Raw genomic sequence first — 24,934 nt, 5'->3', positions numbered from 1 at the left:
ATGATGGCGAAGACAGAGCAGGAAACCGAGGATAGAGACGGCCTGAACGCCGCGCAGAGATCCGCCGTCGAGCACGGGATCGGCACGGACGGCGCCTCGGCCCCCGCCCTTCTCGTCATCGCGGGCGCCGGGTCGGGGAAGACGAATACCCTCGCCCACCGTGTCGCTCGCCTGATCGAGAGCGGTGCGGACCCCCGTCGGATCCTCCTCCTGACCTTCACGAGGCGGGCCGCGCAGGAGATGGGCCGCCGGGTCGAACGCATCGTGGCGAGCCGAAAACTGGCCGCCACCGCCCCCGGGCGCGTTGGATGGGCGGGAACGTTTCACGGCATCGCAAACCGACTGCTGCGACTCCACGCGAAATCGATCGGCCTCGACCCCTCGTTCACCGTTCTCGACTCTTCAGACGCAGCCGACGTGATCGATCTCGAACGCGACCACCTTGGCCTCTCCGAGCGAAAGCGCCGGTTCCCGAGGAAGTCGACGTGCCTCGCGATCTACTCGCACACGGTGAACTCCCAGAAGCCGCTCGCCGAGACTCTGAAGAACTCATTCCCCTGGTGCGATCGCTGGGAGAAGGAACTGCGGGCCCTGTTCGGCGCCTACGTCGAAGCCAAGCAACGCACGAACGTTCTCGACTACGACGACCTGCTGCTCTACTGGGCGCACCTCATGGGCGAGCCCGCGATCGCCCCACGGGTCGCAAAGCGGTTCGATCACGTTCTGGTCGACGAGTACCAGGACACCAACGCATTGCAGGCATCGATTCTCCTCGGCATGCGCCCTTCGGGGAAAGGGCTCACGGTCGTCGGCGATGAAGCCCAGTCGATCTATGCGTTTCGCGCCGCCACGGTGCGCAACATCCTCGACTTCCCCGCGCAGTTCGAAACGCGGGCGCGGGTCGTCACCCTCGAACAGAATTATCGGTCGACACAGCCCATCCTCGATGCGAGCAATGCGGTCATCGGGCTGTCTGCGGAACGCTTCGAGAAGAACCTTTTCTCCCGGCGCCCGTCGGAGGAAAAACCGCACCTCGTCCTCGTCGAAGACGAGTCCGCCCAGGCCGACTACGTCGTCGAGCAGGTCCTCGCGAGCCGCGAGGCCGGCCTCGGACTGAAACAGCAAGCCGTCCTCTTCCGAACCTCGCACCACAGCGCTCAACTCGAGTTGGAACTCTCTCGACGAGAGATCCCGTTTGTGAAGTTCGGCGGACTCCGCTTCCTCGAAGCGGCGCATGTGAAGGATCTGGTCTGCGTTCTCCGCTGGGCCGAGAATCCGCGCGATGCGGTCGCAGGGTTCCGCACCCTCCAGCTTTTACCCGGCGTCGGCCCAACGAGCGCCCGTCGCGCCCTGGCACAACTCGAGCGCAACCGCTTCGACACGAGCGCGCTCCGTGAACTTCCCATCCCGGCGGCGGCGCGCGAGCACTGGCCGAAGGTGTGCGAGCTCTACGAGCGACTGCGAAACAGCGAGACTCCGTGGCAGGGGCAGGTCGAAATGGCGCGCCGCTGGTACGAACCCCACCTCGGCCGTCTCCACGACGACGCCCACATCCGAATGGGCGATCTCATTCACCTCGAAGAGATCGCGGCAACGCAGCCGAGCCGCGAGCGATTCTTGAGCGAGCTGACCCTCGACCCACCGGCAGCGACCGGCGCCGAAGCGGGACCACCCCACCTCGACGAGGACTACCTCGTCCTGTCGACGATCCACTCGGCCAAAGGACAGGAGTGGGACACCGTGCACGTCCTGAACGTGGTCGACGGCTGCATCCCGTCCGACATGGCGTGCAGCCGCCCCGAGGAGATCGAGGAAGAACGTCGCCTCCTCTACGTCGCCATGACCCGCGCGCGCGACCATCTCCACCTCGTCCATCCCATGCGCTTTTACGTGCACAATCAGCCGCGGGACGGAGACCGGCACCTATACGCGCCACGATCGCGCTTCCTGCCCGACGGTATCCTCAATCGCTTCGAACGCCGTGTCGCAGGAGCCGCGACCGACGAAGACTCCGTCGTGCAGGACGGGCCGACGCGCGTCGACGTCGGCGCCCGGTTGCGCGGCATGTGGGATTGACGTTCCCTCGTCTCTGAGTGGGACGAACACCTCGAACGAGGCAACGAGAGACCATCCTCGTCGCCGCAACGTGCGCGCTCCTGTTCAGCGGGGCGCTCACAGCCTCCGCTGGGCCCGAGCCCACGGAACTCGTGGCTTTCGAAGAGTCGGTTCGCGCACGCACCGACTGGAAGGATCGGTCCCGTGAAGACCTGGGGCCCGATCCCTACCGGCTGATCGCAGCACCGACTCCCGGTCGCTGGATCGGCCTGCTCCGAGGCGCGAACGCCGTGGTGGTCGTTGACGAGACAGGTCGAGAGCTCGCGCGCGCCGAGACACCGGCGTCTCCAACTGGGCTCACCTTCGCACCCGACGGCAACCTGCTCGTAGTGAGCGACCAATCCGCCCGTGTGGCGCAATTCCGGGTCGCGGACGACGAGCTCACGTCCCTCGGCTCCGTTCCGGTCCCCGGGGCCTACGGGATCCGCGACGTCGCGATTCTCGGTGACCAGATCGTGGCGGTGGACGCCTACCTGCATCAGGTCGTCGCAATCCGCCTGCACGGCGAGACCGCGGATCTCCGGGAGCTCGCTGCGTGCGAGGGGCCTGTCGAGTTGGCCGCCTTCGACCATCTCGCGGTGGTGAACTGCCTCCTCGAAGGAGCCCTTCTCGTTCTCGACGACACCGGCCGCGAAATCACGCGAGTCGTTCACGACGGTCCGTTCTGGTCGTTCGCGGGGCACACGACGGAAGACGGTCTCCTCATCGCGGCTGGAGGCGTGGAAGACAGGCCTCTCGACCGGAGCGACGGCGCGTTCGGCTACATCGATTCATTCCTCTTCCTGCACCGGGTCGACCCGACGTCGGGAGAGACCGCGCGGCTCGCCACCGTGAATCTCTCCTCGCACGGGATCGTGACGCCGAAGGCGATCGATCTCACTCGCGACGCCAACTTGGCCGTTCGCGTAGCCGGCTTCGCGACGGCCGACCTGCTGACGCTCACCTGGCCCGATCGGAACCTCACGGACCCACCGACGGTGACGCGAGAACCACTTCCCCCGGGAACGACCGACCTCCAAGGCCCACTCGCCGCGAACCCCCTGCTCGACGCCTGGGTCGTTACCACGCGACCGCAGACGCCGGTCGCCGTGCGACCCGCGGCGGCGCGCACTCCCGAATCCCGAATCGGCGAGGCGCTCTTCTTCACGACGCTCATGGCCCCGTGGAACGAGAATGAGGGGCCGCGAAGCCGGTTCACTTGCGAGACCTGCCACCACGAAGGCTACGTCGACGGGCGCACGCACTCGACCGGTCGCGGAGACGTCCGCGCCACGACGAAGCCACTCGTCGGCCTGCACGGCAACCGCCCGTACTTCTCGCGCGCTCTCGATCCGACAATGGCCCGGATGGTCCACAACGAGTTCCGGGTCGCCAACAAGAAGAACCGGAGAGACCCCTGGTTCTCGCTGGACCGTGCCGACTTCCCGTGGCTCGACACGACGGGTGTACCGGAAACGATGTCTCCCCTCTTCCTCCGTAGGGCGCTCCTGACGTTCCTGATGGGCTTCGAGCACACGCCGAATCCCGCCGCCGCCGGCCGCAACGCATTCACTCCGTCCGAACGACGCGGCGCCGAAGTCTTCGCCGAGCGGTGCCAGAGCTGCCACGCCGCCCGACTCGTCTCCGACGATCCAACTTCCGCTGTGCCGCAGGCCGAATGGGAAGCGAACCTGTTCTCGACCGGGACGATCGTCTGGGGACGCAATGGCTACGAGAAGACGGGCATCACGCCGTACGTGCATCCCGAAGGGGCTCGCCCCCCCTCGCTCCGCCGGCTCTACAAGAAACGTCCCTACTTCACGAACGGCTCCGCAGCGGATCTCGAGGCGGTCCTCGCCGCAATCACGTCGACCGGCCTGCCGCACTCAGGAGAGCCCGCGGGCAGCCTCTCCTCGAAAGAGCGCGCCGACCTCCGTGCCTTCCTCGGCCTCCTCTAGCGACGCCGTCCTTCTCGAGACGATCCCAGATGCGCTTGCGAATACGCGCCTTGCCCGCCTTCGTACTCACGACACGCAAGCTTCGAAAGCCATCGACTGCAGCCGGTATCGCCAGTCGATGAAATCGTCGGAGATCTCACCGTTCGTGAGGAAGGTCCATGCGAGTCGCCGATCGGGATCCGCGAACGTCTCCTGGCCCCCCGCACCTCCGTGCCCGAACGTCCGCAGCGTGCTGCCCGCGCCGTGGAAGCCCAGCGAGAACCCGGTGCTCCAGCGCAGAGGCCACCCGACCGTGCCGTCGAGGTCGCTGGAGCGATTCGTCGGTGCGGTCACGGCCGCCAGCCCCTCCCGGCTGACGAGCTCGACGTTGCCCCTCTTCCCTCCCAGGGCCAGCACCGACAACACCTCGGTCAGATCGCGCGCGGTCGCGATGCCGCCCGCCGCCGGCAACACGGCCTGATGCGTGGCCGGCCGATTGAAGGGATGGGAAAGCTCCGGAACCTCGCGCGGTTCGCCCTCTGGCTCGGCTCGAGCCACTCTCGCCAGTGCGCTCGCCTCCTCACCCTCGCTCGATTCCTGCCCGGGGGCGACGACGCCGGTCGCGCGCGCGGCGGAGAGGTTCATCTCGTTGTAGCACCAGGCCACGCGGCCCTCGAGCCGCGAGTCGTCCGGCAGACCGACGTGGATGTCGTTCAACCCGAGAGGCTCGAAGACCTCTTCGCGCAAGAACACGCCGCAGTCACGGCCATCGATCCGCTCAATCAGCTCGTTCACCATGTGCCCGAAATTGATCGCGTGGTACGCGTTCTTCTGGCCGGCGGGGAACGAGAGTTCCACCTCCTCCATCGCGCGCCGGATCGCGGCGCGATCGCCCCAGTGCCGCGCCGTGAGCCACTCCGGGCCTCCCGGGAAACCGGCTCGATGACTCAGGACGTGCCGAATCGTGATGCCGGCCTTCTCGGGCATCACCCGGGCAAACTCGGGCCAATACGCGACGACGTGCTCATCGTAGTGGAACTTGCCGCGCTCATAGAGCATCAGCATCGCGAGAGAGGCCAACGCCTTGGTGCAGCTGAACATCACAAAGAGCGTATCCTCGGCGACCGGCACCTCGGTACGAATGCGCGCCGCCCCGCCGCCCACATCGAGCACGCGGCGCCCGTCACGGTAGAGCGCCATCTGAGCGCCGTGAAACCGCTCGCCGGTCTCGCAGGTGCCGGCGAACTCCTCGACCATCCTGTCCAGGATTTCACCGTTCATCCCGACGTCGCCGGGCTCGACTTCAGGGTCGCGTCGCCACACCCCGCACTGACACCACGCACCGCCCCACCGCGCAATAGGACCGGCGACCGCGAAAGATGGCTAGTACGTCACGCTCGGGAAGGAGGCTGCGCCCAGCTCGGTCAGGCTGTCGTCTCCCTGGTGCAACTCGGCCGCCCGGAGGAGTGTCTTGGTCGAGGCGCGGAGATTGACCGTGGTCCAAGCCTTCCGCTTCGACCCTCGGACGAACTACCCGGTTGCGCCGTCCCGAGGCAGAACGACGACCTCCACCCCGGCCGAGTCGACCGGTGCCGCCTCGGCGCTAGACGCTAGGCCTCGGCGAGCTTGCCGCCGGCGGCGAGCCAACGCTTCATCATATCGGTGGCTTCGGTCGGGTTGTACACGTCTTCCTGAAACGACCAGAGCCCCTCGCCGGCGTACTCCAAGACGGTGATGTTCCCGAAGCGGTAGATCTCATCGCCTCCCTTCGGGTCCGGCATCTGCTGCCAGATGTAGGAAGCGACCCGGTTCCCCTCGATCATGAACCACTCCACCGGGAAGAACATCATGGGGACCGGCTTCATGACCTCGACAATCACGCTGCGGATCGCTTCGCGCCCCCGCTGGGTCCCGAAGTGGTGCTCGAACCACACACCATCTTCGCTGTGAATGTCAGCCCACGGATTCCAATCTCGCGATTCCGCGCACCGGTCACCCATCGCAACGAACTCGTGGAACGCGGCTTCGACCTCGGACCTCTCGAACTCTGCCATGGCCGAGCCCTTATCACGATCCGAGCCCGGTTCCCCCAACGCTTTCTCGACGCGGCGCCCGGGTTCGGGAACCGGAGAGCCGCGCGAGAGCCGCGCGAGCATGGCGTGGGGGCCGTCACGAGCAGCAGGGCCCGCCCTTCTCGGCGTCAGCCACCTGCGGGACGCCCGCGGCATCCGTATCGAGCTTCGGCGTCTCACCGAAGCTCTCGGAGTCCTCGAGAACTTTGTACCATTCCCACTGCAACCCGTCAGGCTCCTTGGCCCATACCTTGGTCGACTTCGCGAAGCAGCAGTTCGTCTCTTCCTCGATCAGGTGCTCGAGTTCCGCCGCCTGGATCCGCTCGGTGGCGGCGGGGACGGCTTCGTCGTCGAACACTTCGACGCCGAGGTGATTCAGGCGCTCAGGCTCATCGGGCAGTTCGAACAACACGAGCTTCAGGGGCGGATTCTCCACCGCAAAGTTCGCGTAACCTGGCTTGCGCTTGTTCACCTCGACACCGAACATCTTCGAGTAGAATTCCACGGCCTTGTCGAGATCCTTCACATTCAAAGCAAGCTGTACACGCATGACTCTCTCCTTCTTCAGGCGCTGCGCCGTGCGCGGCGCGCCTTGGGCTCGCAAACTGCAACTCCCTCGCAGCAATTCACTGTGAGAAACTGGAGAAGGTCGTTCATCACACCGAAGCTCGGGCTGTAGATCAAAGATCGCCCTTCCCGACGGCACTGAATCACGCGCGCCATCTTGAGCTCCTTCAGATGAAACGAGAGCGTCGCCGAGGCCACACCCAGCTCATCGCCGATGGCGCCCGCCGGCAGACCGTCGTTTCCGGCCCGCACGAGCAGACGGAAAATGTCCAGACGGGTCTCCTGAGCCAGTGCGGCGAGGGCGGCCAGTACGTCGTTCTTCTCCATAGTTCGATTATTATAGAATTATCGAATCCTGTCAAGATCGTTCTGCAGAGGAACCGCGGCGCCCCCTGAGATCCGGCGTCAGCCTCGTGTACGGGGGATCCGCTCCAAGGGAATGCCGCCCTTCAAGACGGCCCGGATGCGGGAGAGATTTCGGATGTCCGCCGTCGGATCCCCCTCGACGAGCAGAAGGTCGGCGACCCGCCCCTCCTTCACGACACCGAACGGCGGCCCCTTCGAGCGCGAGAGGAAGCGCGCCGGATCGAGCGTCGCCGCACGGATCGCCTCGCTGGGTGTCAAACCGGATTCGACGAGAAGACCGATCTCGCGGTGGAGGCTCGCTCCCGCGAAAAGACCGGACTGCATGTCGCTGCCGGCGAGGATCATCACCCCCGCGTCATGGAGACGACGCACATTCTCACGCGACGAAGCCAGCGTGCCGGCGAGCCCATTCATAACACTGAGGTCGAAATCCTCGGGGACGTCGTTCATCGCAGCGAGCCCGTCCGGGTCCGCGCTCTCCCGCTCGAGGTCCGTTGCCTCGTACGGCTTCCCGAACCCGGCAAAGCTCTCGAACACGACGAGCGTCGGGGCCATCGGAATTCCGTACCCGGCGAGCTTCGCAACCTGCTCGTCGGACAACGACTCCTTGTAGACCCCGTGCACCCACGCCGCGACACCGGCGTCGGCCGCATCCATCGCATCCTGAGCGTCCCCGATGTGCGCCACTGAACGCAGGTCATGCCGGCGCGCCTCTCCCACTGCCGCGGCCAACGCCTCGTTCGTGATCCGCGGTACGCCGCTCGGAATCCGGTCGACGACCACCTTCATCACGTCGGCTCCCATGCCGGCAACGTCGGCAGCAGCCATCTTCCCCTCCTGCGGCGTGTCGACCTCTCTGGTCATGCGCGGCAGGACGTACCAGCTGAGCAGCGATGGGAGGTTCTTCGAGAAGATCGCGACCGGATGTCCGCCCCGCGCGGTCACGATCGGCCCCGCCTCATACGTCGTAGGTCCGAGTTGCTCCCCGCGCGCGATGCGGTCGCGGCGCTCGTAGGCGTCGGGGGCCATCGAGCCCGTATCGAGAACCGTCGTCACGCCCGCGTACAGAAAACCCTGCAAGTTCGCGTCTTCGTTCGGAAGACCCGCGACCCAGGGCGGGCCGGTCGGCGAGGAAACGTGGGCGTGCATGTCGATCAGACCGGGCAGAAGAGTGGCCCCGCGGCCATCAACTCGCTCCCCGCCTTCCGGGAGGGTGATCTGGCCCGTGGGTACGATCCGGGCGATGCGGCCCTGCTCGACGAGAACGTCCTGATGGGGTGCCTTCGACCCATCCTCGACGTCCAGAACCGTCACGTCCTCGATCAAGACCGCGACCGGCGGGTCGGCGGGCATCCGGACGATGTCGGGAGCCCGCGTACATGCCGACACGGCGAGGAGTCCGAGGACGATCGAGGTCACGGCGCGGAGATGTCTCATGAAGACCCTCTCTCTGGTTGCCGGTTGCCCGTCAAGCTCGTGCATGAACCCGGGAGTTGTGGGAAAATGCCGACCGGAGCGACCATCCATGCAATTTCCGCAGAGCACCAAAGACGAAGCTTCGGTATTCCTCGAGGACACCGACCGAGAGTTGCCGAGCAAGATCGACGTCCGAACCCGCTACGCCCTCTTCAAGACGATCGCGCGGGGCGGGAAGTCGCTCATCCAGGCGTGCAAGGACCTGCACCTGTCGCGCACGATTTGCTACAAGTCGCTTCGCCCCGAGCTCGCCAACAATCCGGTCGAACAAAAGCGCTTCCTCCGCGAGGCTCGCGTCACCGCGATGCTCCAGCACCCGAGCACCGTTCCCATCTACGAGCTCGGCCGAAACAACAAGGGGCATCTCTACTTCACGATGAAACTCGTGCACGGCTACACCCTGCGTGAGGTCATCGACCCAAAATATCGCGATCGGTACGATCTGATGCAGCTAATTGAGGTGGTCGTCGGCATTGGCCACGCCCTCGACTACGCGCACACCGCGGGCGTCGTCCACCGCGACATCAAACCGGAGAACATCTTGGTCGGGCCGTTCGGCGAGGTTCTCATCCTCGACTGGGGACTCGCCAAGGTTTGGGACCGAGAAGGAGTCTCCGAAGAACCGCCGCCCTCCGAGGACCCGATCAAGAGCGACGACCCCACGATCACCCACCAGGGGAAGCTGGAAGGCACTCCGGCCTACATGTCGCCTGAGCAGATCGAACGCGACCCGAAGATCGACGGCCGGACCGACATCTTCAGCCTCGGCACCATCCTCTACGAGATCTTGGCAGGCGACCGACCCACGAAAGGCGACACCGTCCATGAGGTGATCAACTCCGCGCTGAACGACACACCCGTGAAGCCCTCCGAGATCGCCAAGTACAAAGTGCCTCCGCGCCTGGAACAGATCTGCATGCAATGCATCGAGAAGGATCCCGCGAAACGCATCCAGACAGCGAGCCAGCTCGTCCGAGAGCTGCAGGAGAAGTGGATCTAGGCCTCCGCGGCACGGCGCCAGAACGAAAAACGGGGCCGCAATGCGGCCCCGTTTTCGTCAAGCTATGGCAGCGCGGGCTCAGCCCACGGCTTCCTTCGTCGTCTTCACAATCGCAGCCGCAACCTTGTACGGATCTGCGTTCGACGCCGGGCGGCGATCCTCGAGGCGACCCTTCCAGCCGTCCTCGAGCGTGCCGATCGGAATGCGGATCGAAGCACCGCGATCCGAGACGCCGAAGCTGAACTGATCGATCGCCTGCGTCTCGTGCGCACCGGTCAGGCGCTGGCGGTTATCGGCGCCGTAGACCGAGATGTGACGCTCGATGTTCTTGGCGAACTCTTCGCAGACCCGCGTGAACGTGTCTTCCTTACCGGAAGTACGCATCAGGCCGTTCGAGAAGTTGGCATGCATGCCCGAGCCGTTCCAGTCGGTGTCGCCGAGCGGCTTCGGGTGCCAGTTGATCGAGTAGCCATACTTCTCGGCGATGCGCTCGAGAAGGTAGCGGGCAACCCAGGTCTCGTCGCCGGCGCGCGCAGCGCCCTTCGCGAACACCTGGAACTCCCACTGGCCCGCGGCAACTTCGCCGTTGATGCCTTCGACGTTGATGCCAGCAGCGAGGCAGTCGTCGAGATGCTCTTCGATGACTTCACGACCGTAGGCGTTCGAGCCGCCGACCGAGCAGTAGTACGGACCCTGCGGACGGGGGTAGCCCTGCGCCGGGAAGCCCGGAGGACGATCGGTTTCGGTGTCCCACAGGAAGTACTCCTGCTCGAACCCGAACCAGAAATCTTCGTCGTCACCGTCGAGGATCGTCGCACGGCCATTCGACTCGTGCGGCGTACGGTCGGCGTTGAGAACCTCTGTCATGACGAGAAAGGAATTCCTACGGCCGGGATCCGGGAAGACGGCAACGGGCTTCAGCAGGCAGTCTGAAGCACTGCCGTCGGCCTGCTCGGTCGAGCTTCCGTCGAAGGACCACATCGGGCAGTCCTCGAGCTTGCCCCCGAAATCCGACTCGACGCGAGTCTTGCTGCGAAGGCTCTGGGTCGGCTTGTATCCATCCAACCAGATGTATTCCAACTTCGTTTTGTTCATCTCGCGATTCGCTCCTCAATAGACTGCAAAGCTCTCTCGACAGGAGAGTTCAGGTTGAAAAAGCCGCGTTCGTGCAGCCCTCACCAAGCCCCCAGCACGTCGCGCGCAGAAAGCCCCCACTAATTGTCTGGAATCGCCCTCAGATCCGCAACATCCGGGCCAGGGAGGGCGCCCGGAATCATAGGTGTTTGGGGAGAGAATTCAATTCCCATGCTCACAGATTGGTCACACTCCCGACGGAAATTTGGGCACCTGCCCGCCCAGCGGGCCACCCGCGTGATGACTTCGCCCGGTTTTCGCCGTTGATCGGGCGCTCGAGAGGCCGCAGGTCCGGGGAAAAGGCAGCGACAACCGGGCGGATCAGAACTCTTCGAGTGCCGCGCGCAGAGCAGGATCCGCGGCCTTGGCCGCAATGAGCCGCTCGGTACCGGACACCACACGGGGCTCCCCGTGCGCCTTGATCGCATCGTGATAGCTCGGCCTCGCCCGGATCCGCTCCCACCAGGCAGTGACCGCGGGACGACGCCCCTCTCCGAGGAAAACGTGCAGACTGTCCGCCTCTCGGAGGCGCTCCACGACGACGACCCAACTCACGTCGGCCAACGTGAATGCCTCTCCCAAGATCCACGGCCCGCCGGACTTCTCGAGATGCGCTTCCAGATCGTCGAGATGCGTGTTCATCGCGCGCCCACAGGCCTGGATGGCCTTCACGGCCGGAGGCAACTTCGGTAGCCCCCGAAGGCCACGCGACTTGAGCGCGAGAAACAGCACCGGGCGTATCTTCAACCGATGAAAGAGGAGTCCCTCGAAAATCCAGTGCACCGGAATCTCTTCCATCATCGATGAGAAAAGCGGCACCGTGAGGCCCGGCACGGCGTTGCCCGCGCTCCGCTTCGCGCCCGCGATCGGATCGTCCCCGACGAGCGAGGAACGGTCGACCCATTCCTGCATCTCGTCTTCGGCCGCCGGATCGGACGGCACCAGTGAGGGCGCGCCTTCCGGGGCATGGTCGGCCGCGTACCGGATCTGCTCGTGGGACTCGTAGATCGGGTGGCCGTCATGCACGAGCACGGGCACGACACCCGCCGGATTCACCGCGAGGAACGCACGGCCGATGTTCTCATAGCCCCCCGTCTCGATCAGGTGGACATGGTGCCCGACGTAGTCGATGCCGAGTTCGGCAAGACAGAAGCGCGTCTTCTTCGAACAGAGCGACAGAGCGTTGTGGTACAGCTCGAACTCCGCCGCGTGGGGCAGATTGATGTCGACCTGCAGCCCCGGCGAAACGGCGTGTGTCTTCCGGTGACTGCGCTCCCAGAGCCACCACACGACGAACGCCGCGAGCGGAACGAGGAAAACCAGCGCTAAGCCCACGTCAGTCGACCGGCGTGTAGGCCTTCGCCAACTCCGGGTCGTTCGCGGAGAGACGATCCGCCAGGTCGACCATGACGCGACACTGCTTGAACGTCGCGTCGTCCTGCATCTTACCGTCGATCATAACGGCGCCGCTTCCATCACCCATCTCCTTGATGACGCGCTTCGCCCAGAGCACTTCGTCGGCGGGCGGGCTGAAGACGTTGCGCGCGATGCCGATCTGGACCGGGTGCAGCGACCAGGCGCCGACGCAGCCCATCAGGAAGGCATTCCGGAACTGATCCTCACACGCGACGGTGTCTTTGATGTCACCGAAGGGCCCGTAGTACGGCAGGATTCCGTGGGCAGCACAGGCGTCGACCATACGGGCGAGGGTGTAGTGCCAGAGGTCCTGCTGGGTCGACGGACGGGGCGCGTTCTCGTCGTTCGGATCGGGGTCGGCGCGGACGACGTAGCCGGGATGTCCACCGCCGACGCGCGTGGTCTTCATGCGACGCGACGCGGCGAGGTCCGCAGGGCCAAGCGACAAGCCCTGCATGCGCGGGCTCGCACCACAAATCTCCTCGACGTTCGCGACGCCCGTCGCGGTCTCCAAGATCGCGTGGATCAGAAGCGGCTTCTTCAGGCCAGCGCGCGCTTCGAGCTGAGCAAGTAAGCGGTCCATGTAATGGATGTCCCAGGCGCCCTCGACCTTCGGAACCATGATGACGTCGAGTTTGTCGCCGATCTCGGTGACGAGTTCGGTGACGTCGTCGAGCATCCAGGGCGAATCGAGGCTGTTGATTCGCGTCCAGAGCTGGCAATCGCCGAAGTCGGTTTCCTTCGCGATGTTCACTAGCCCCCGGCGAGCGGCGAGCTTGTTGTCGACCTGAATCGCGTCCTCGAGGTTACCGAGCAGTACGTCGCACTTCTTCGCGATGTCCCCGACCTTGGACGCCATCTTCGGATTGCTCGGATCGAAGAAATGGATCATCCGTGACGGGGTGAAAGGAATCTCGCGCACCGGCTCCGGAGCACCGATGGCCATGGGCTGGAAGAATTCTTTCGCGCTACGCATGACTCGGAACCATAGCAAAACCCGGGTCCCAGGCGAGCCTCGCGTTGGGGTTCCCGCCGACCCGAGATAAAAGGAAGGGTTATGGAAAGCGTAAGCGATGCGACGCGTCTGAGACGCTCGGTGTTGTTCGTCCCGGGTATCGACCCTCGCAAGATCGATAGAGCCCGCGAATCCGAGGCCGACACGGTCGTTCTCGATCTCGAGGATGCCGTTGCCCCAGAGAAAAAAAGCGACGCGAGAGAGTGCACCGCCCAGGCGTTCCGCGCCGGATCCTTCGGCGGCTCCGAAGCCGCCGTCCGGATCAACCCACCGGGCACACCCTTCTTCGAAGACGACCTCGCCGCGGTCGTCGCTGCCGGGGTGTCGACGATCATGCTCCCCAAAGCCGAGCAACCCGACGACCTCGCGGCCGTTGCCGCGAGGCTCGCCAAGGACACCGCGCTCCTCCTCCTGATCGAGAGCCCACTCGGCGTCGCCAACGTCCTATCGCTAGCGAACGCGGCCCCCCGCACCGAGGCCCTCTGCTTCGGCCATGCGGACTTCTCGCTTCAAATGGGCCTCGCGGACACCGACTCAGCGAACCCTGTCGTTCACCACGCCCGATGCAGCGTAGCGATCGCGGCGAAAGCCCACGGACTCACGCCGATCGACTGTGTCCACGTCGCCGTGAAAGACGACGAAGCGTTCACCGCCGACACCGCCTTCGGGTTGTCACTCGGTTACGAGGGGAAGCTCTGCATCCACCCACGTCAGGCCGAACGGGTGAACGAGATCTACACGCCATCGGCTGCGCAAGTCGCGTACGCCGAACGCGTCGTCGCCGGCTGGGAGGAGGCGCTACACGAGGGACACGGCGTGCTGACAATCGACGGCAAGATGGTCGACGCTCCGCTGGTCGCGCAACAAGAACGCGTTCTCGCCCGGGCGCGCCGCTGAGCTCTCAGCGGTACGAGGCGGCCTGAATCCCGTACAACTCGGCGTAGCGGCCACCAGGTGCCATCAACTCTTCGTGGCTGCCCTGCTCGGCGACCTGGCCGCCGTCCATCACGAGGATCAGGTCCGCCATCCGAACGGTGGAGAAGCGGTGCGACACGAGAATCGTGATGCGGCCACCGTGAGCACCACCGCGGGCCGCCTCGACGTAGCGTTCGAAGAGTGCGTGCTCGGTCTCCGCGGCGAGTGCTGCCGTCGGCTCGTCCAGGGCGAGCATCAGGGGTGCGTCCCGCATGAACCCGCGGGCGAGAGCGAGCCTCTGCCATTGGCCGAAAGACAGCTCGACGCCGTCGCGCCACGTCGGACCGAGCTGGGTTTCGAGACCCGCGACCAACGCACCGACCACGTCCCCCGCGGCGGCGGGATCCGCGACTTGCACGATCAAACAAGCGTAGTGCTCGTCGTGCAGATCGATGACGATGACCTTGGACCGATCGTGGAAGTCCCAGAACACTGTCTTGCCATCCTGCCGGAAGCTGCCGGCAATCATGCGCCCCCCGAGGCGAGCGCCGGTGAGCTTCAATCCCGTGTGCCCCTTCTCCCGAGTGATCCCGGGATCGGCCCGAATGCCGGACATGTTCTCGAGCGGCACCTCCAGCGCCAGTACCAACTTCCCGTTCTCCACTGCGAGATCCTCCATTTGCACGCCTCCTTTCGTCAGCCCCTGCAGCGGATCCACAGAGCGAGTATCTACGAGATCGACCTCCGGTCTCAGCCCGGAGGTCGATCGCTCCGAGCCCGGCCCGATGCTACCGTCGAGGGCTGTGAATGAACCGGCCGGCATCTCGCTCGCCCTCCGGCGCGTTCTCGTACTGACGATCGTCGTAGTGGCGGCCGCGTTGGCGGTCGTGACGGAACGACGCCTTCACCGGGCGCACGAAACTGCGGCCCCGGGCGGGCGCCCGAACGTCCTGCTGATCTCGATCGACACCCTTCGCGCCGACCATCTCGGCGCCTACGGGTACGAGCGCGACACGAGCCCGAACATTGATGAACTCGCCGCAGAGGGCGTGACGTTCCGGCAAGCCATCTCGCCGTCCGGCTGGACGCTGCCGACGCACGTTACCCTCCTCACGAGCATCCCGCCGGAAAAACACGGAGTCGCGGCACCCGACCGCAGACTGAACGACGACGTCTCGACACTCGCCTCCGTGATGCGCGACGCCGGCTACGACACCGCCGGCTTCGTCTCAGGTCCGTACCTCGGTGGCGAGTACGGCTACTCCGACGGGTTCGACACCTACAACGAGGAGGAGGTCCGGCCCCGGGGACGCCCCTCGATGCTCGCGGTAACGTCTCCCGGTCTCACGAAATTCACGACGGAGTGGCTCTCGGCGTGGAAGGCGAAAGACGGAGAAAAACCGTTCTTCGTCTTCCTGCACATGTGGGACGTCCACGACGCCTACGCGCCTCCGCCGGAATACGTGGAGATGTTCGACCCCGACTTCGTGGGCGACATGCCGACGTCCGAGAAGTACCCGTGGGACAAGAAACCGAGACAGGCCCCTCGCGAGTTCCAGCACCTTCTCGCTCTCTATGACGGAGAGATTCGGTACACCGACGAGCACCTCGGCAGAGTCTTCGACAAGCTCCGGTCTTTGGGCGTCTACGACGACACGCTCATCATTCTCACGTCGGACCACGGAGAGGAGTTCTTCGAGCACGGGATCGGCGGGCACTCGAGAACGCTCGTCGACCAGCTAGTGAACGTGCCGCTCATCATGCGGTACCCTCCTCGAATCCGCGCGGGAATGTCGATCGAGAACCAAGTCCGCCTGATGGACGTCGGGCCGACCCTCCTCGGGCTCGCCGGCGTCGATCGCCCGGAGGGCTTCGGCCTGCCCGGTCCGGAAGAGGAGTCTCGTGCATCCGACCTGAGCCGGTGGATCGCCGGAGCAGCGCCTATCGACTCGCTTCCCGAGCTGCCCGTCTTCCTGGAGACGACCGGCTTCGGGAATCGCCGGATCGGAATCCGAACCGACGAGTTCAAGCTGATCCACGTGTTCAGTCAGACCGAAAAGGACAAGGTCGTCGTCAAAGCCCTCTACCGTCTGCCGGACGATCCCGGAGAGAAGAAGAATCTACTCGACGCAGGCCCCGCCCCGGACGACGCGGCGGACCTGGAAGCGAAGCTGGTCGATTGGGACGCCCACTGGGGCGCGCGCGCGAAGACCAGTCACACGATGAAGGTCAATCCCGATCTCACCGAACAGCTCCGCGCCCTCGGCTACGTGGAGTGAGGACGCCCCCCCCCCCGCCCGAGCTTCAGAGGCGGTAAGTCCGAGTCGCCGTCCTCGAGAACATCGCGGTTCGTTCGTCTGCCGAGTAACGTGCGGCGATCTTCTTGAACGCGTTCCAGACCACCGGGTACGAGAGCGACAGCTTGTCGACGGGGAAGTTGCTCTCGAACATGCACCGTTCCGGCCCGAAGCACTCGATCGTGTGCTGGTAGTAGCGCCCCTGCGCCGCAACGAACTCATCCGAGGTCGGCGGGCGTTCGGCGGCGTTCCATCCAAATCCGTTGTCCGGCATCGCGAGCCCACCGAGCTTCGCCACCACGTTCTCGCATCGCGCAATATCCGCAATGTCGTCCTTCCATGCAGCGAAGATCTCTTCCCGTCGTCCGGTGAACTTGCCGACGCCGAGGGGCGTGCCGAAGTGGTCCAGGACCAAGATCGTGTCCGGCACCGCGCGCGCAAGCTCCGCGAACTCCCGGTTCTGGTAGTGGAAGTGCCAAGTGTCGTAGGTGAGGCCGCGCCGTCCGAGCTCCCGCACGCCGTCGCGGAACGACTCGTCGAGATAGAGCCCCGCCGGCGCGGAGCCCGGAATCGAGTGCGCTTCGGGGTCGATCGCGTGCGAACCCGCATGACGGATCCCCCGGAAGAGCCCCGCACCCGCGTCCCCGTGAGCCGCCAGAGTCTCGGCCAGCAGAGGGCCGGTGCGGAGATCCGCGTACCCCACGATACCGGCGATCGGCGCGGCGTCCGGAGCGACTTTCCTTAGCCTTGCCGCCTCGGCGGCCACGAATTCGGTCTCGCCGACCGGCTGGAGATGATCCGGGCCGCCGGGGCGCCGCACGGCCCGGCACTCGACGAACACCGTCCCCACCACGTTGTGGCCACTGCCCGTGTCGGCACGGAGATCGTCGATCCCGTACTCCATCGCCCCACCGACGGGCCAGAGGTGGTGGTGCGGGTCCACGATCGGGGCCTCGGGGTCGACGATCGGTTCGGTGACCTGGTTCAGCCAGCTCAATCGAAACGGGTCCATGGATCCACCTCCTGGTCTCACCCTGCGCGGTTGCGTGGGCCGGAGCCCCTCCTATACCAATTCCTTCGGCCTCCTCGCGGAGGGGACCCGCAGGAACCCGACGAATACCGCGCCCATCCGGGCAGCGCGACCCCGTCAACAAAGCAGGGAGGGAATCCGAGAACGTGCGCTTCTACGAGTACGAGTCCAAAGCCCTGTTCGCAAAGCACAGTCTGCCCATGGGTGAACTTGCCGTCGTGAACTCTAAGCAAGAGGCCCGCGCCGCCGCCGAGAAGATCGGCGGATCTGTTGTTGTGAAGAGCCAGGTGCTCTCCGGCGGGCGGATGAAGGCGGGGGCGGTCCAGTTCGCCGATACGCCCGACGAGGCGGCCGAGAAGTACGAGCACGTGCTCCCGATCGTGGTCGGCGGCGAGACAGCCCGCTCCGTCCTGGTCGAGTCGAAGAGCAAGGTCGTTCAAGAATACTTCGTCTCTGTGACGTGGGACGGGCGCCGCAAGCTGCCCGTCCTCCTGTTCAGCGACATGGGCGGGATCGACATCGAGGAAGTCGCCGAGTCGCATCCGGAGCACCTATCGCGCACGCACTTCTCCACCTTCCTGCCGCTCACGCCGCGGCTCGCGAAGGAAGCGATCGGCAAGACGGGCGTCACCGGCAGTGATCTCAACCGCCTGACCCCGATCGTCTTTGAACTCATGAAACTCTTCCTCGAGTACGATCTGACACTCGCCGAGATCAACCCGGTCGGGAAACTCGAGAACGGTCGCTTCATCGTGCTCGACGGCCACGTCGACATGGAGGCCGAGGCGCGCGGCAAGCACGCCGCTCTCTTAAAGGAGCTCGGCATCGGCGACGACGAAACCCGCCAGGCGCGGCCGCCGACGCCGTTCGAGCTCGAAGGTGCCCGCCTCAATGCAGTCGACCACCGCGGTGTCGCCGGCAACGTCGTCGAGTTCGACGGCGACCTCGGCCTGATCATCGGCGCCGGTGGTGGTTCGCTGACTCTGTTCGATGCGGTCCGCAACCACGGCGGCAAGCCCGCGAACTACTGCGAGATTGGCGGCAACCCAAGCGTCGGCAAGGTCTGCAACCTGACGAAGCTGATTCTCTCCAAGCCCGGTGTGAAGAAGATCGCCGTCATGATGAACGTCGTCTCGAACACCCGCGTCGACATCGTCGCGCGCGGCGTCATCAAGGGCTGCATCCAGGCGGGCAAGGATCCGGGCGAGGTCATCACGATCTTCCGCATCCCCGGCTCATGGGAGGACGAAGGCTTCAAGATTCTCGCGAAGCACGGGGTCGAGTACTGCGATCGCTCCGTTTCGATGTACGAGGCGGCCGGCCGCGCCGTCGCCAAGCTCAAGGCAAGCTGATGTCCATCCTAATTCGAAAAGACACTCCCTTCATCGTCCAAGGCATCACCGGCCGCGAGGCCGTGAACCTGACGCGTGAGAACCTCGACTACGGCGCCAAGATTATCGGCGGCGTCACTCCCGGTCGCGCCGGTCGCGACATCTACGGGGTGCCGGTCTTCGATTGCGTCCGCGACGTCGTCGAGAAGGTCGGTCAGCCCCAAGGCAGCATCATCTCGGTGCCGCCGAAGTTCACGGTCGACGCCATGATCGAGGCGCTCGAGAACGACATCAAGCTCATCGTCGTCGTGACGGAGAACATCCCACGGGGCGAAGTCGCTCAGGCCGTCGAGTTGGCGGCCCTACGCGGCGCTCGCATCATCGGGCCGAACTGCCTCGGCATCATCTCTCCGGGAGAGGCCAAGATGGGCGGCGTGGGCGGCCCGGCGGCCAATACCCGCCAGGCGTACACGAAGGGCCCGATCGGCATCATGTCCCGCTCCGGCGGCATGACGACCGAGATCGCCTCCACCCTGACGGCGGCGGGCATGGGCCAGTCGACCTGTGTTTCGATCGGCGGCGACGCCATCGTCGGCACGTCGTACGCGGAGCTCATGCCTCTGTTCGAGGCCGATCCAGAGACCAAGGCGATCGCGATCTACTCGGAGCCGGGCGGCCGTATGGAAGCCGAACTCGCCGAGTGGGTGAAGGAGCACAACTCCCGCCTCCCGATCGTCGCCTTCATGGCCGGACGGTTCATGGACGAGATGCAGGGCATGCGCTTCGGCCACGCCGGAACCATCGTGGAAGGCAAGGAAGACACCACCGCCGAGAAGATCGAGCGGATGGAAGCCGCGGGCATCTCGGTGGCCGAGCGGATCGAAGAGATCCCAGACCTCCTCAAGAAGCGACTCGAAGAGAAGGGGAATTAAGATGGCCGGAATGTTCATCGACGTATCCGTGGATGACGCGGTCGCCCAGGACCGCGAGCTCGCCAAGAAACTCACAGACGTGTGCGCCGTCGACATCTTCGCTCAAGCGGAGGACGGCAAGCTAACCATCGTCGACGCCAACCTCGACGAGTGCGTCCTCTGCGACCTCTGCATCCAGGCCGCCCCCGAGGGCAAGGTCCGCGTCCTCAAGCTGTACGAAGCGTAGACCGGGACCGCGCGATGGCGCGGGCCAGGCAGACATCCCGAGGCGCTCGGTCTTCGAGTCGTATCGACCGTATACCGAGCGCCGATCGAGATGGTACGGGCGCACCCGCTGCGGAACGAGCGTCGCCGGCACGCACAGATCTCGCTCGTTCTTGGTGCCGAGGCGGAGATCGCCGAACTGGTAGGCAGTACGGATCTGATCGACCAACCTGGTGTGCGTCGGCTGCCCGGTGGCTCAACGCAAGCGGTAGCAGGTCAGGAATTGGGTCGGGTCGACGATTTCCTCGCCGTTCCTGTCGACGGAATAGCAGAGTCGGCGCGGCACGAAGACGTCTTAGAACCGGCCCTCGAACTCGACGACGGCGGTCGCCGTAGTCTGCTTGAACTTCGGCGTCCCCTTGGTCTGGCTCACCTTGTAGCGCTTGAAGTGATCCGCATCGCCGACGAGCGGGGGCGCGGGTGGCGATGAAGAAGATGATGGCCCGCTTGGCCATGGTCTCCTTCCTTGTCCCGAGCCAGGCTGCGAAGATGGACGCCCGGCGGTCAACAGCTGGTGGGAAGTCAAGGTCCGTCTAGTTGAAGTCCGTCTCGCTCGCCTTGGCCATGACTTCGAGGAACGACGCCGGGAACTGGTTCACGAAGGTCGTGACGTCCCAGTAATCGCTCCATTTCGAGATCTTTCCGTCCTGGAGTTCGTGCATGGTGGCGAACGTGTTCGTGGCCTTCTCGCCCGTCTTGAACGTCCAGACCTCGGTGTGATCGAGGAAGGCGACGTCGCTCTCGCAGACGAGGTGATGGATGGTGTGCTGGTGGTCCGCCAGGTGATCGAACGCGATGCGGAGCCGCTTCACGACGTTCTCGCGACCGTGGGCGCCCTCATCTTCGGTCGGGACGTCCTCGTAGAACACGTCCTCGGCCAGGCAGGCCGTCATGGCTTCCCAATCCATGGCGCTGAGCGCCGCCCACATCGTCTCCACGGTCTTTCGGTTCTGCTCGATCGACATCGTTTGTCCCCTTTTGGGGGCGACTTCGCGTTCCTGGGTCAAATTTGCAAGCGGAGAGCCCGATCACCATCCTAATCGATCATGGCGAATACGACCGACGAGAACCTGAAGCGCTGGCGCGAGCTCGCGACGAAAGAGCGCAAAGGGGCCGACCCCGAGGAGCTGGTCTGGAAAACACCAGAAGGAATCGACGTAAAGCCGCTCTATAGCAAGGCCGACGTCGAGGGGTTGGACTTCACCGACGGGATCCCCGGGGACTACCCGTTCATCCGCGGCCCCCGGGCCACGATGTACACCGAGCGCCCCTGGACCATTCGCCAGTACGCCGGTTTCTCCACGGCCGAGGAATCCAACGCCTTCTACCGGGCCAATCTAGCGGCCGGTCAGATGGGTCTCTCCGTCGCTTTCGATCTCGCCACGCACCGGGGCTACGACAGCGACCATCCCCGCGTCGTCGGTGACGTCGGCAAGGCCGGCGTCGCGATCGATTCCGTCGAGGACATGAAAGTCCTCTTCGACGGCGTCCCCCTCGACAAGATGTCGGTCTCGATGACCATGAACGGCGCCGTCCTCCCCGTGCTCGCGAGCTTCATCGTCGCCGGCGAGGAACAGGGCGTGCCCCGCGAAAAGCTGACCGGAACCATTCAGAACGACATCCTCAAGGAGTTCATGGTCCGCAACACCTACATCTACCCGCCGACGCCTTCGATGCGAATCGTCGCCGACATCATCGAGTACACCTCGAAAGAGATGCCGAAGTTCAACTCGATTTCGATCTCCGGCTACCACATGCAGGAAGCCGGAGCGACGTGCGATCTCGAACTCGCGTTCACGATCGCCGACGGACTCGACTACGTACGCGCCGCCCTGTCGAAGGGACTAGACATCGACGCGTTCGCCGGTCGCCTCTCGTTCTTCTTCGCAATCGGAATGAACTTCTACATGGAAGTGGCGAAGCTGCGCGCCGCGCGCCTGCTGTGGGCCACTCTCGTGAAGAAGCACTTCAACCCGAAGAACCCGCGCTCGATGATGCTGCGCACGCACTGCCAGACGTCCGGTGCGAGCCTCACTGAACAGGACCCGTACAACAACATCATGCGCACCACGATCGAGGCGATGGCTTCGGTCATGGGCGGCACCCAGAGTCTTCACACGAACTCCTTCGACGAAGCGCTCGCGCTTCCGACCGACGAGTCTGCGCGCATCGCACGCAACACGCAGCTCATGCTGCAGCTCGAGACGGGAATCCCCAACGTCGTCGACCCGTGGGGCGGCTCGTACTTCATGGAGTCGCTGACGCACACCCTCGCCGCGAAGGCCCTCGGAATCATCGAGGAAGTCGAAGAGATGGGCGGCATGACCAAGGCGATCGAGGCCGGCATGCCGAAGCTCCGCATCGAGGAGACGTCGGCCCAGCGCCAGGCACGCATCGATCGCGGCGAAGACATCGTGATTGGCGTGAACAAGTACCAGCGCGACGACGAGCCGGAGCTCGACCTCCGCGAGATCGACAACACCGCCGTGCGCGAGTCCCAGGTCGCGGCCCTCGAGAAAATCCGCGCCTCGCGCGACCAGGCCAAGTGCGACGCCGCACTAGACGCACTGACTAAGTGCGCTCAGACCGGCGAAGGCAACCTGCTCGAGCTCGGCGTCGCAGCCGCGCGAGCGCGCGCATCGGTAGGTGAAATCTCCTACGCACTCGAAAAGGAGTGGGGACGCTACCAGGCCGAGATCAGGTCGATCTCCGGCGTGTATGGCTCCGCCTTCTCCGACGATGCCGACTGGAAGACCATGCAGACGGAGATCGAACGCTTCGTCGGTGACCAGGGCCGCCGGCCCCGCATGCTCGTCGCGAAGGTCGGGCAGGACGGACACGATAGGGGCGCAAAGGTGATCGCGACGGCATTCGCCGACCTCGGGTTCGACGTCGACGTCGGCACGCTCTTCCAGACGCCGGAGGAGATCGCGCGCCAGGCCATCGAGAATGACGTCCACGTGATCGGCGTCTCGAGCCAATCGGGCGGGCACAAAACCCTCGTGCCGGAACTCATCGAGCAGCTAGGCAAGCTCAATGCGGGCGACATCGTCGTTACCGTCGGAGGCATCATCCCGCCGAAGGACTACCCGTTTCTCGAGAAAGCCGGCGTGAAGGCGATCTTCGGCCCAGGCACGAAGATCCCCCTTGCCGCGCGCAAGGTGCTGGATCTCATCGGCAGCCGGGCGACCGCCGACAATCCCGCCAATCCCGCCGCCGGCTGAGTGAGCACCTCGGCCGAAAAACTCGCTGCCGAAGTTCGCAGCGGCAACCGTCGCGCGATGGCGAAAGCGATCACGCTGGTGGAAAGCACTCGTACGGACCACCAGCGTGAAGCGCAGTCTCTCCTCGAACAATTGCTCCCCGCCACGGGAACGGCAGCTCGGGTCGGCATCACCGGCGTGCCCGGGGTCGGCAAGAGTACGTTCATCGAAGCGTTCGGGCTCTACCTTATCGAACAAGGGAAGCGCGTGGCCGTTCTCGCGGTCGACCCTTCGAGTACGCGGTCGGGCGGAAGCATCCTGGGCGACAAGACTCGGATGTCGCGCCTCTCAGCCACACCTGAGGCCTTCATCCGCCCAAGCCCATCGGCGGGATCGCTGGGCGGCGTCGCTCAGCGGACGCGCGAAGGAATGCTCGTCTGCGAGGCGGCCGGGTACGACGTGATTCTCGTCGAGACGGTCGGAGTCGGCCAGTCGGAGGTGACCGTCGCGTCGATGGTGGACTTCTTCCTGGTGCTGATGCTCCCGGGCGCCGGCGACGAGCTGCAGGGGATCAAGAAGGGCATCCTGGAGATCGCGGATGCGCTCGCGGTGAACAAGGCCGACGGCGACAACATTCCGCTCGCGACACGGGCCACCGCCGAGTACCGCAGTGCTCTTCGGTTGTTCCGCCACGGCAGCGCGAACTGGAGCCCGCCGGTCATTCAGACCAGCGCCCTCGAGTCGAAGGGCATGGACGAGGTCTGGAACATCATCCTCGACCACCGCGACAAGCTCGGCGCCACCGGCGAACTGATGGACAAGCGGCGTCACCAACAGCAGGCTTGGATGTGGAGCATGCTCGAGGAGGGCTTGAAGCAGCACTTCGTCGGGCGCCGCGACGTGCAACGGCTTCTTCCCGAGATGGAGACCGCCGTGGGCCAAGCCACCTTGACGCCGACCGAAGCGGCGCGGCGCCTACTCGCGCTGCTCGACGCTACACAGGAGAGCAGATGAGCACCTCACTGGTGAATGCGGGCGGACGCGCCGGCCTGCGGCTGGACGATCGAATCGTCGACGTCGCAAACGCGTCCGACGGTCGCTTCTCGACCGATCCGATGGAGATTCTCGGACGCTGGAGCGAGTTCCGCTCCTGGGCCGCTGGCCTCACCGCGGACGCGCCCTCCGAACCGGTCGATGAAGCCAAGCTCGGCCCGCCGGTCACGACGCCCCAGAAGATCTTCGGCGTCGGCCTCAACTACACCGACCACGCGGAAGAGGCCGGGCTCGATCTTCCCAAGGAACCGCTCATCTTCACGAAGTTTCCGAACTGCCTCGTCGGCCCCCGTGCCGACGTGGTGTTCACCTCGAACCGGGTCGACTACGAGGTCGAGCTCGTCGTCGTGATCGGATCCGGCGGCCGGAACATCGACGAGGGGAGCGCGTTAGATCACGTCGCCGGCTACTGCGTCGGGCAGGACATCTCCGACCGACGGATGCAGTTTGCGGGCAAGCCGCCGCAGTTCTCGATGGGGAAGTCGGTCGATACCTTCGGCCCGATCGGTCCCGGTATCGTGTCGCTCGACGAGCTCGCCGATCCGAACGATCTCGCAATCTCCTGCGACGTCTCCGGCGAGCGGCTGCAGGACGCCCGGACGAACCTCATGGTGTTCTCGGTGCCGGAACTCATCGCCTTCCTCTCGAAGTACTGCACGCTCGTCCCCGGCGACCTGATCTTCACTGGGACGCCCGCCGGCGTCGGATCGGTCCGCGATCCGCGCCGCTACCTCGCGGCCGGCGACACGATCACCAGCACGATCGAGGGACTCGGCACGATCGTGAACACCTGCGTCGAAGGCTGACGGCGCGGGAATGCGAGCCGACCGGC

21 protein-coding genes and 1 pseudogene are annotated in these 24,934 nt (G+C 65.0%); 11 read left to right on the top strand and 11 right to left on the bottom strand.

The features are described from left to right. Together P8R42_20525 and P8R42_20520 are read left to right on the top strand one after the other, a co-directional pair. Nucleotides 1-2,076 (top strand): ATP-dependent helicase, encoded by a 2,076-nt coding sequence (locus P8R42_20525; protein ID MDG2306985.1) that lies wholly within the window; start codon nt 1-3, stop codon nt 2,074-2,076. Between the two features lie 17 nt (nt 2,077-2,093). Continuing rightward, entirely contained in the window at nt 2,094-4,052 is a 1,959-nt protein-coding gene (locus tag P8R42_20520) for a hypothetical protein (GenBank protein ID MDG2306984.1), read from the top strand. Between the two features lie 66 nt (nt 4,053-4,118). Here P8R42_20520 and P8R42_20515 read toward each other — a convergent pair whose 3' ends face one another. The 5 genes from P8R42_20515 to P8R42_20495 form a co-directional block, all read right to left on the bottom strand. Beyond that, nucleotides 4,119-5,354, bottom strand: coding sequence for a serine hydrolase (locus tag P8R42_20515; protein MDG2306983.1), 1,236 nt, complete (start codon nt 5,352-5,354; stop codon nt 4,119-4,121). Between the two features lie 287 nt (nt 5,355-5,641). Continuing rightward, nucleotides 5,642-6,085 (bottom strand): nuclear transport factor 2 family protein, encoded by a 444-nt coding sequence (locus P8R42_20510; protein ID MDG2306982.1) that lies wholly within the window; start codon nt 6,083-6,085, stop codon nt 5,642-5,644. Nucleotides 6,086-6,200: 115 nt separating this feature from the next. Beyond that, nucleotides 6,201-6,653, bottom strand: a complete 453-nt coding sequence (locus P8R42_20505) for an ArsI/CadI family heavy metal resistance metalloenzyme (protein ID MDG2306981.1) — start codon at nt 6,651-6,653, stop codon at nt 6,201-6,203. Nucleotides 6,654-6,667: 14 nt separating this feature from the next. Further along, the gene (locus P8R42_20500) at nt 6,668-6,997 is read right to left on the bottom strand and encodes a metalloregulator ArsR/SmtB family transcription factor (GenBank protein ID MDG2306980.1); all 330 of its coding nucleotides are present in this window, start codon (nt 6,995-6,997) and stop codon (nt 6,668-6,670) included. Nucleotides 6,998-7,075: 78 nt separating this feature from the next. Continuing rightward, nucleotides 7,076-8,473 (bottom strand): amidohydrolase family protein, encoded by a 1,398-nt coding sequence (locus tag P8R42_20495; protein MDG2306979.1) that lies wholly within the window; start codon nt 8,471-8,473, stop codon nt 7,076-7,078. A gap of 88 nt (nt 8,474-8,561) precedes the next feature. On the opposite strand from P8R42_20495, the gene P8R42_20490 reads away from it, so the two are divergent. Further along, nucleotides 8,562-9,512 carry a serine/threonine-protein kinase gene (locus tag P8R42_20490; protein MDG2306978.1) on the top strand — a complete coding sequence of 317 codons (951 nt, stop codon included), beginning with the start codon at nt 8,562-8,564 and terminating at the stop codon, nt 9,510-9,512. 78 nt (nt 9,513-9,590) lie between these two features. On the opposite strand, the gene P8R42_20485 is transcribed toward P8R42_20490, so the two are convergent. The 3 genes from P8R42_20485 to P8R42_20475 all read right to left on the bottom strand — a co-directional run bounded on the left by P8R42_20485 (nt 9,591) and on the right by P8R42_20475 (nt 13,038). Further along, the gene (locus P8R42_20485; protein MDG2306977.1) at nt 9,591-10,607 is read right to left on the bottom strand and encodes a glutamine synthetase beta-grasp domain-containing protein; all 1,017 of its coding nucleotides are present in this window, start codon (nt 10,605-10,607) and stop codon (nt 9,591-9,593) included. Nucleotides 10,608-10,967: 360 nt separating this feature from the next. Then, nucleotides 10,968-11,981 (bottom strand): glutathione S-transferase family protein, encoded by a 1,014-nt coding sequence (locus P8R42_20480; protein MDG2306976.1) that lies wholly within the window; start codon nt 11,979-11,981, stop codon nt 10,968-10,970. Between the two features lies 1 nt (nt 11,982). Beyond that, on the bottom strand, nt 11,983-13,038 hold the full coding sequence (locus P8R42_20475) for a CoA ester lyase (protein MDG2306975.1): 1,056 nt from the start codon (nt 13,036-13,038) through the stop codon (nt 11,983-11,985). An 81-nt stretch (nt 13,039-13,119) separates the two neighbouring features. Here P8R42_20475 and P8R42_20470 point away from each other — a divergent pair, with 81 nt between their 5' ends. After that, on the top strand, nt 13,120-13,974 hold the full coding sequence (locus P8R42_20470; GenBank protein MDG2306974.1) for a CoA ester lyase: 855 nt from the start codon (nt 13,120-13,122) through the stop codon (nt 13,972-13,974). A gap of 4 nt (nt 13,975-13,978) precedes the next feature. On the opposite strand, the pseudogene P8R42_20465 reads toward P8R42_20470, so the two are convergent. Next, a pseudogene (locus tag P8R42_20465) lies at nt 13,979-14,392 on the bottom strand (ATP-binding cassette domain-containing protein). Between the two features lie 403 nt (nt 14,393-14,795). Here P8R42_20465 and P8R42_20460 point away from each other — a divergent pair. Then, nucleotides 14,796-16,271, top strand: a complete 1,476-nt coding sequence (locus P8R42_20460; protein MDG2306973.1) for a sulfatase — start codon at nt 14,796-14,798, stop codon at nt 16,269-16,271. A gap of 25 nt (nt 16,272-16,296) precedes the next feature. Here the strand turns inward: P8R42_20460 and P8R42_20455 are convergent, their stop codons facing one another. Continuing rightward, a complete protein-coding gene (locus P8R42_20455; protein ID MDG2306972.1) occupies nt 16,297-17,301 on the bottom strand; it encodes an amidohydrolase family protein in 1,005 nt (334 codons plus the stop codon). 164 nt (nt 17,302-17,465) lie between these two features. Between P8R42_20455 and P8R42_20450 the strand changes: the two genes are divergently transcribed. The 3 genes from P8R42_20450 to P8R42_20440 are packed head-to-tail and all read left to right on the top strand — an operon-like array spanning nt 17,466 to nt 19,808. After that, nucleotides 17,466-18,671, top strand: coding sequence for an acetate--CoA ligase family protein (locus tag P8R42_20450; GenBank protein ID MDG2306971.1), 1,206 nt, complete (start codon nt 17,466-17,468; stop codon nt 18,669-18,671). Continuing rightward, a complete protein-coding gene (locus tag P8R42_20445) occupies nt 18,671-19,582 on the top strand; it encodes a succinate--CoA ligase subunit alpha (protein MDG2306970.1) in 912 nt (303 codons plus the stop codon). Before P8R42_20450 ends, P8R42_20445 begins: the two co-directional genes overlap by 1 nt. Nucleotide 19,583: 1 nt before the next feature. Next, nucleotides 19,584-19,808 (top strand): hypothetical protein, encoded by a 225-nt coding sequence (locus P8R42_20440; GenBank protein ID MDG2306969.1) that lies wholly within the window; start codon nt 19,584-19,586, stop codon nt 19,806-19,808. 571 nt (nt 19,809-20,379) lie between these two features. Here P8R42_20440 and P8R42_20435 read toward each other — a convergent pair. Then, on the bottom strand, nt 20,380-20,811 hold the full coding sequence (locus P8R42_20435) for a nuclear transport factor 2 family protein (GenBank protein MDG2306968.1): 432 nt from the start codon (nt 20,809-20,811) through the stop codon (nt 20,380-20,382). Nucleotides 20,812-20,892: 81 nt separating this feature from the next. Here P8R42_20435 and scpA point away from each other — a divergent pair, with 81 nt between their 5' ends. From scpA to P8R42_20420, 3 genes are read left to right on the top strand one after another with little or no spacing between them, the layout of a single operon-like run. Then, on the top strand, nt 20,893-23,070 hold the full coding sequence (gene scpA / locus P8R42_20430; GenBank protein MDG2306967.1) for a methylmalonyl-CoA mutase: 2,178 nt from the start codon (nt 20,893-20,895) through the stop codon (nt 23,068-23,070). Then, on the top strand, nt 23,071-24,063 hold the full coding sequence (gene meaB, locus P8R42_20425; GenBank protein MDG2306966.1) for a methylmalonyl Co-A mutase-associated GTPase MeaB: 993 nt from the start codon (nt 23,071-23,073) through the stop codon (nt 24,061-24,063). Next, complete coding sequence (locus tag P8R42_20420; GenBank protein ID MDG2306965.1) at nt 24,060-24,908, top strand: fumarylacetoacetate hydrolase family protein; 849 nt, start codon at nt 24,060-24,062, stop codon at nt 24,906-24,908. Before meaB ends, P8R42_20420 begins: the two co-directional genes overlap by 4 nt. Nucleotides 24,909-24,934 lie beyond the last annotated feature (26 nt).

It is taken from the genome of Candidatus Binatia bacterium, from assembly GCA_029243485.1.
In the GTDB taxonomy this organism is placed as follows: domain Bacteria; phylum Desulfobacterota; class Binatia; order UBA12015; family UBA12015; genus VGTG01.
This window is presented reverse-complemented; position numbering and strand designations above follow the sequence as displayed.

Excerpts from the sequence above, each read along its gene's own strand:
- P8R42_20525 (MDG2306985.1), top strand. The coding sequence starts at position 1 with ATGATGGCGAAGACAGAGCAGGAAACCGAGGATAGAGACGGCCTGAAC.
- P8R42_20510 (MDG2306982.1), bottom strand. The coding sequence starts at position 6,085 with ATGGCAGAGTTCGAGAGGTCCGAGGTCGAAGCCGCGTTCCACGAGTTC.
- P8R42_20505 (MDG2306981.1), bottom strand. The coding sequence starts at position 6,653 with ATGCGTGTACAGCTTGCTTTGAATGTGAAGGATCTCGACAAGGCCGTG.
- P8R42_20500 (MDG2306980.1), bottom strand. The coding sequence starts at position 6,997 with ATGGAGAAGAACGACGTACTGGCCGCCCTCGCCGCACTGGCTCAGGAG.
- P8R42_20495 (MDG2306979.1), bottom strand. The coding sequence starts at position 8,473 with ATGAGACATCTCCGCGCCGTGACCTCGATCGTCCTCGGACTCCTCGCC.
- P8R42_20490 (MDG2306978.1), top strand. The coding sequence starts at position 8,562 with ATGCAATTTCCGCAGAGCACCAAAGACGAAGCTTCGGTATTCCTCGAG.
- P8R42_20485 (MDG2306977.1), bottom strand. The coding sequence starts at position 10,607 with ATGAACAAAACGAAGTTGGAATACATCTGGTTGGATGGATACAAGCCG.
- P8R42_20475 (MDG2306975.1), bottom strand. The coding sequence starts at position 13,038 with ATGCGTAGCGCGAAAGAATTCTTCCAGCCCATGGCCATCGGTGCTCCG.
- P8R42_20470 (MDG2306974.1), top strand. The coding sequence starts at position 13,120 with ATGGAAAGCGTAAGCGATGCGACGCGTCTGAGACGCTCGGTGTTGTTC.
- P8R42_20455 (MDG2306972.1), bottom strand. The coding sequence starts at position 17,301 with ATGGACCCGTTTCGATTGAGCTGGCTGAACCAGGTCACCGAACCGATC.
- P8R42_20445 (MDG2306970.1), top strand. The coding sequence starts at position 18,671 with ATGTCCATCCTAATTCGAAAAGACACTCCCTTCATCGTCCAAGGCATC.
- P8R42_20440 (MDG2306969.1), top strand. The coding sequence starts at position 19,584 with ATGGCCGGAATGTTCATCGACGTATCCGTGGATGACGCGGTCGCCCAG.
- P8R42_20435 (MDG2306968.1), bottom strand. The coding sequence starts at position 20,811 with ATGTCGATCGAGCAGAACCGAAAGACCGTGGAGACGATGTGGGCGGCG.
- scpA (MDG2306967.1), top strand. The coding sequence starts at position 20,893 with ATGGCGAATACGACCGACGAGAACCTGAAGCGCTGGCGCGAGCTCGCG.
- P8R42_20420 (MDG2306965.1), top strand. The coding sequence starts at position 24,060 with ATGAGCACCTCACTGGTGAATGCGGGCGGACGCGCCGGCCTGCGGCTG.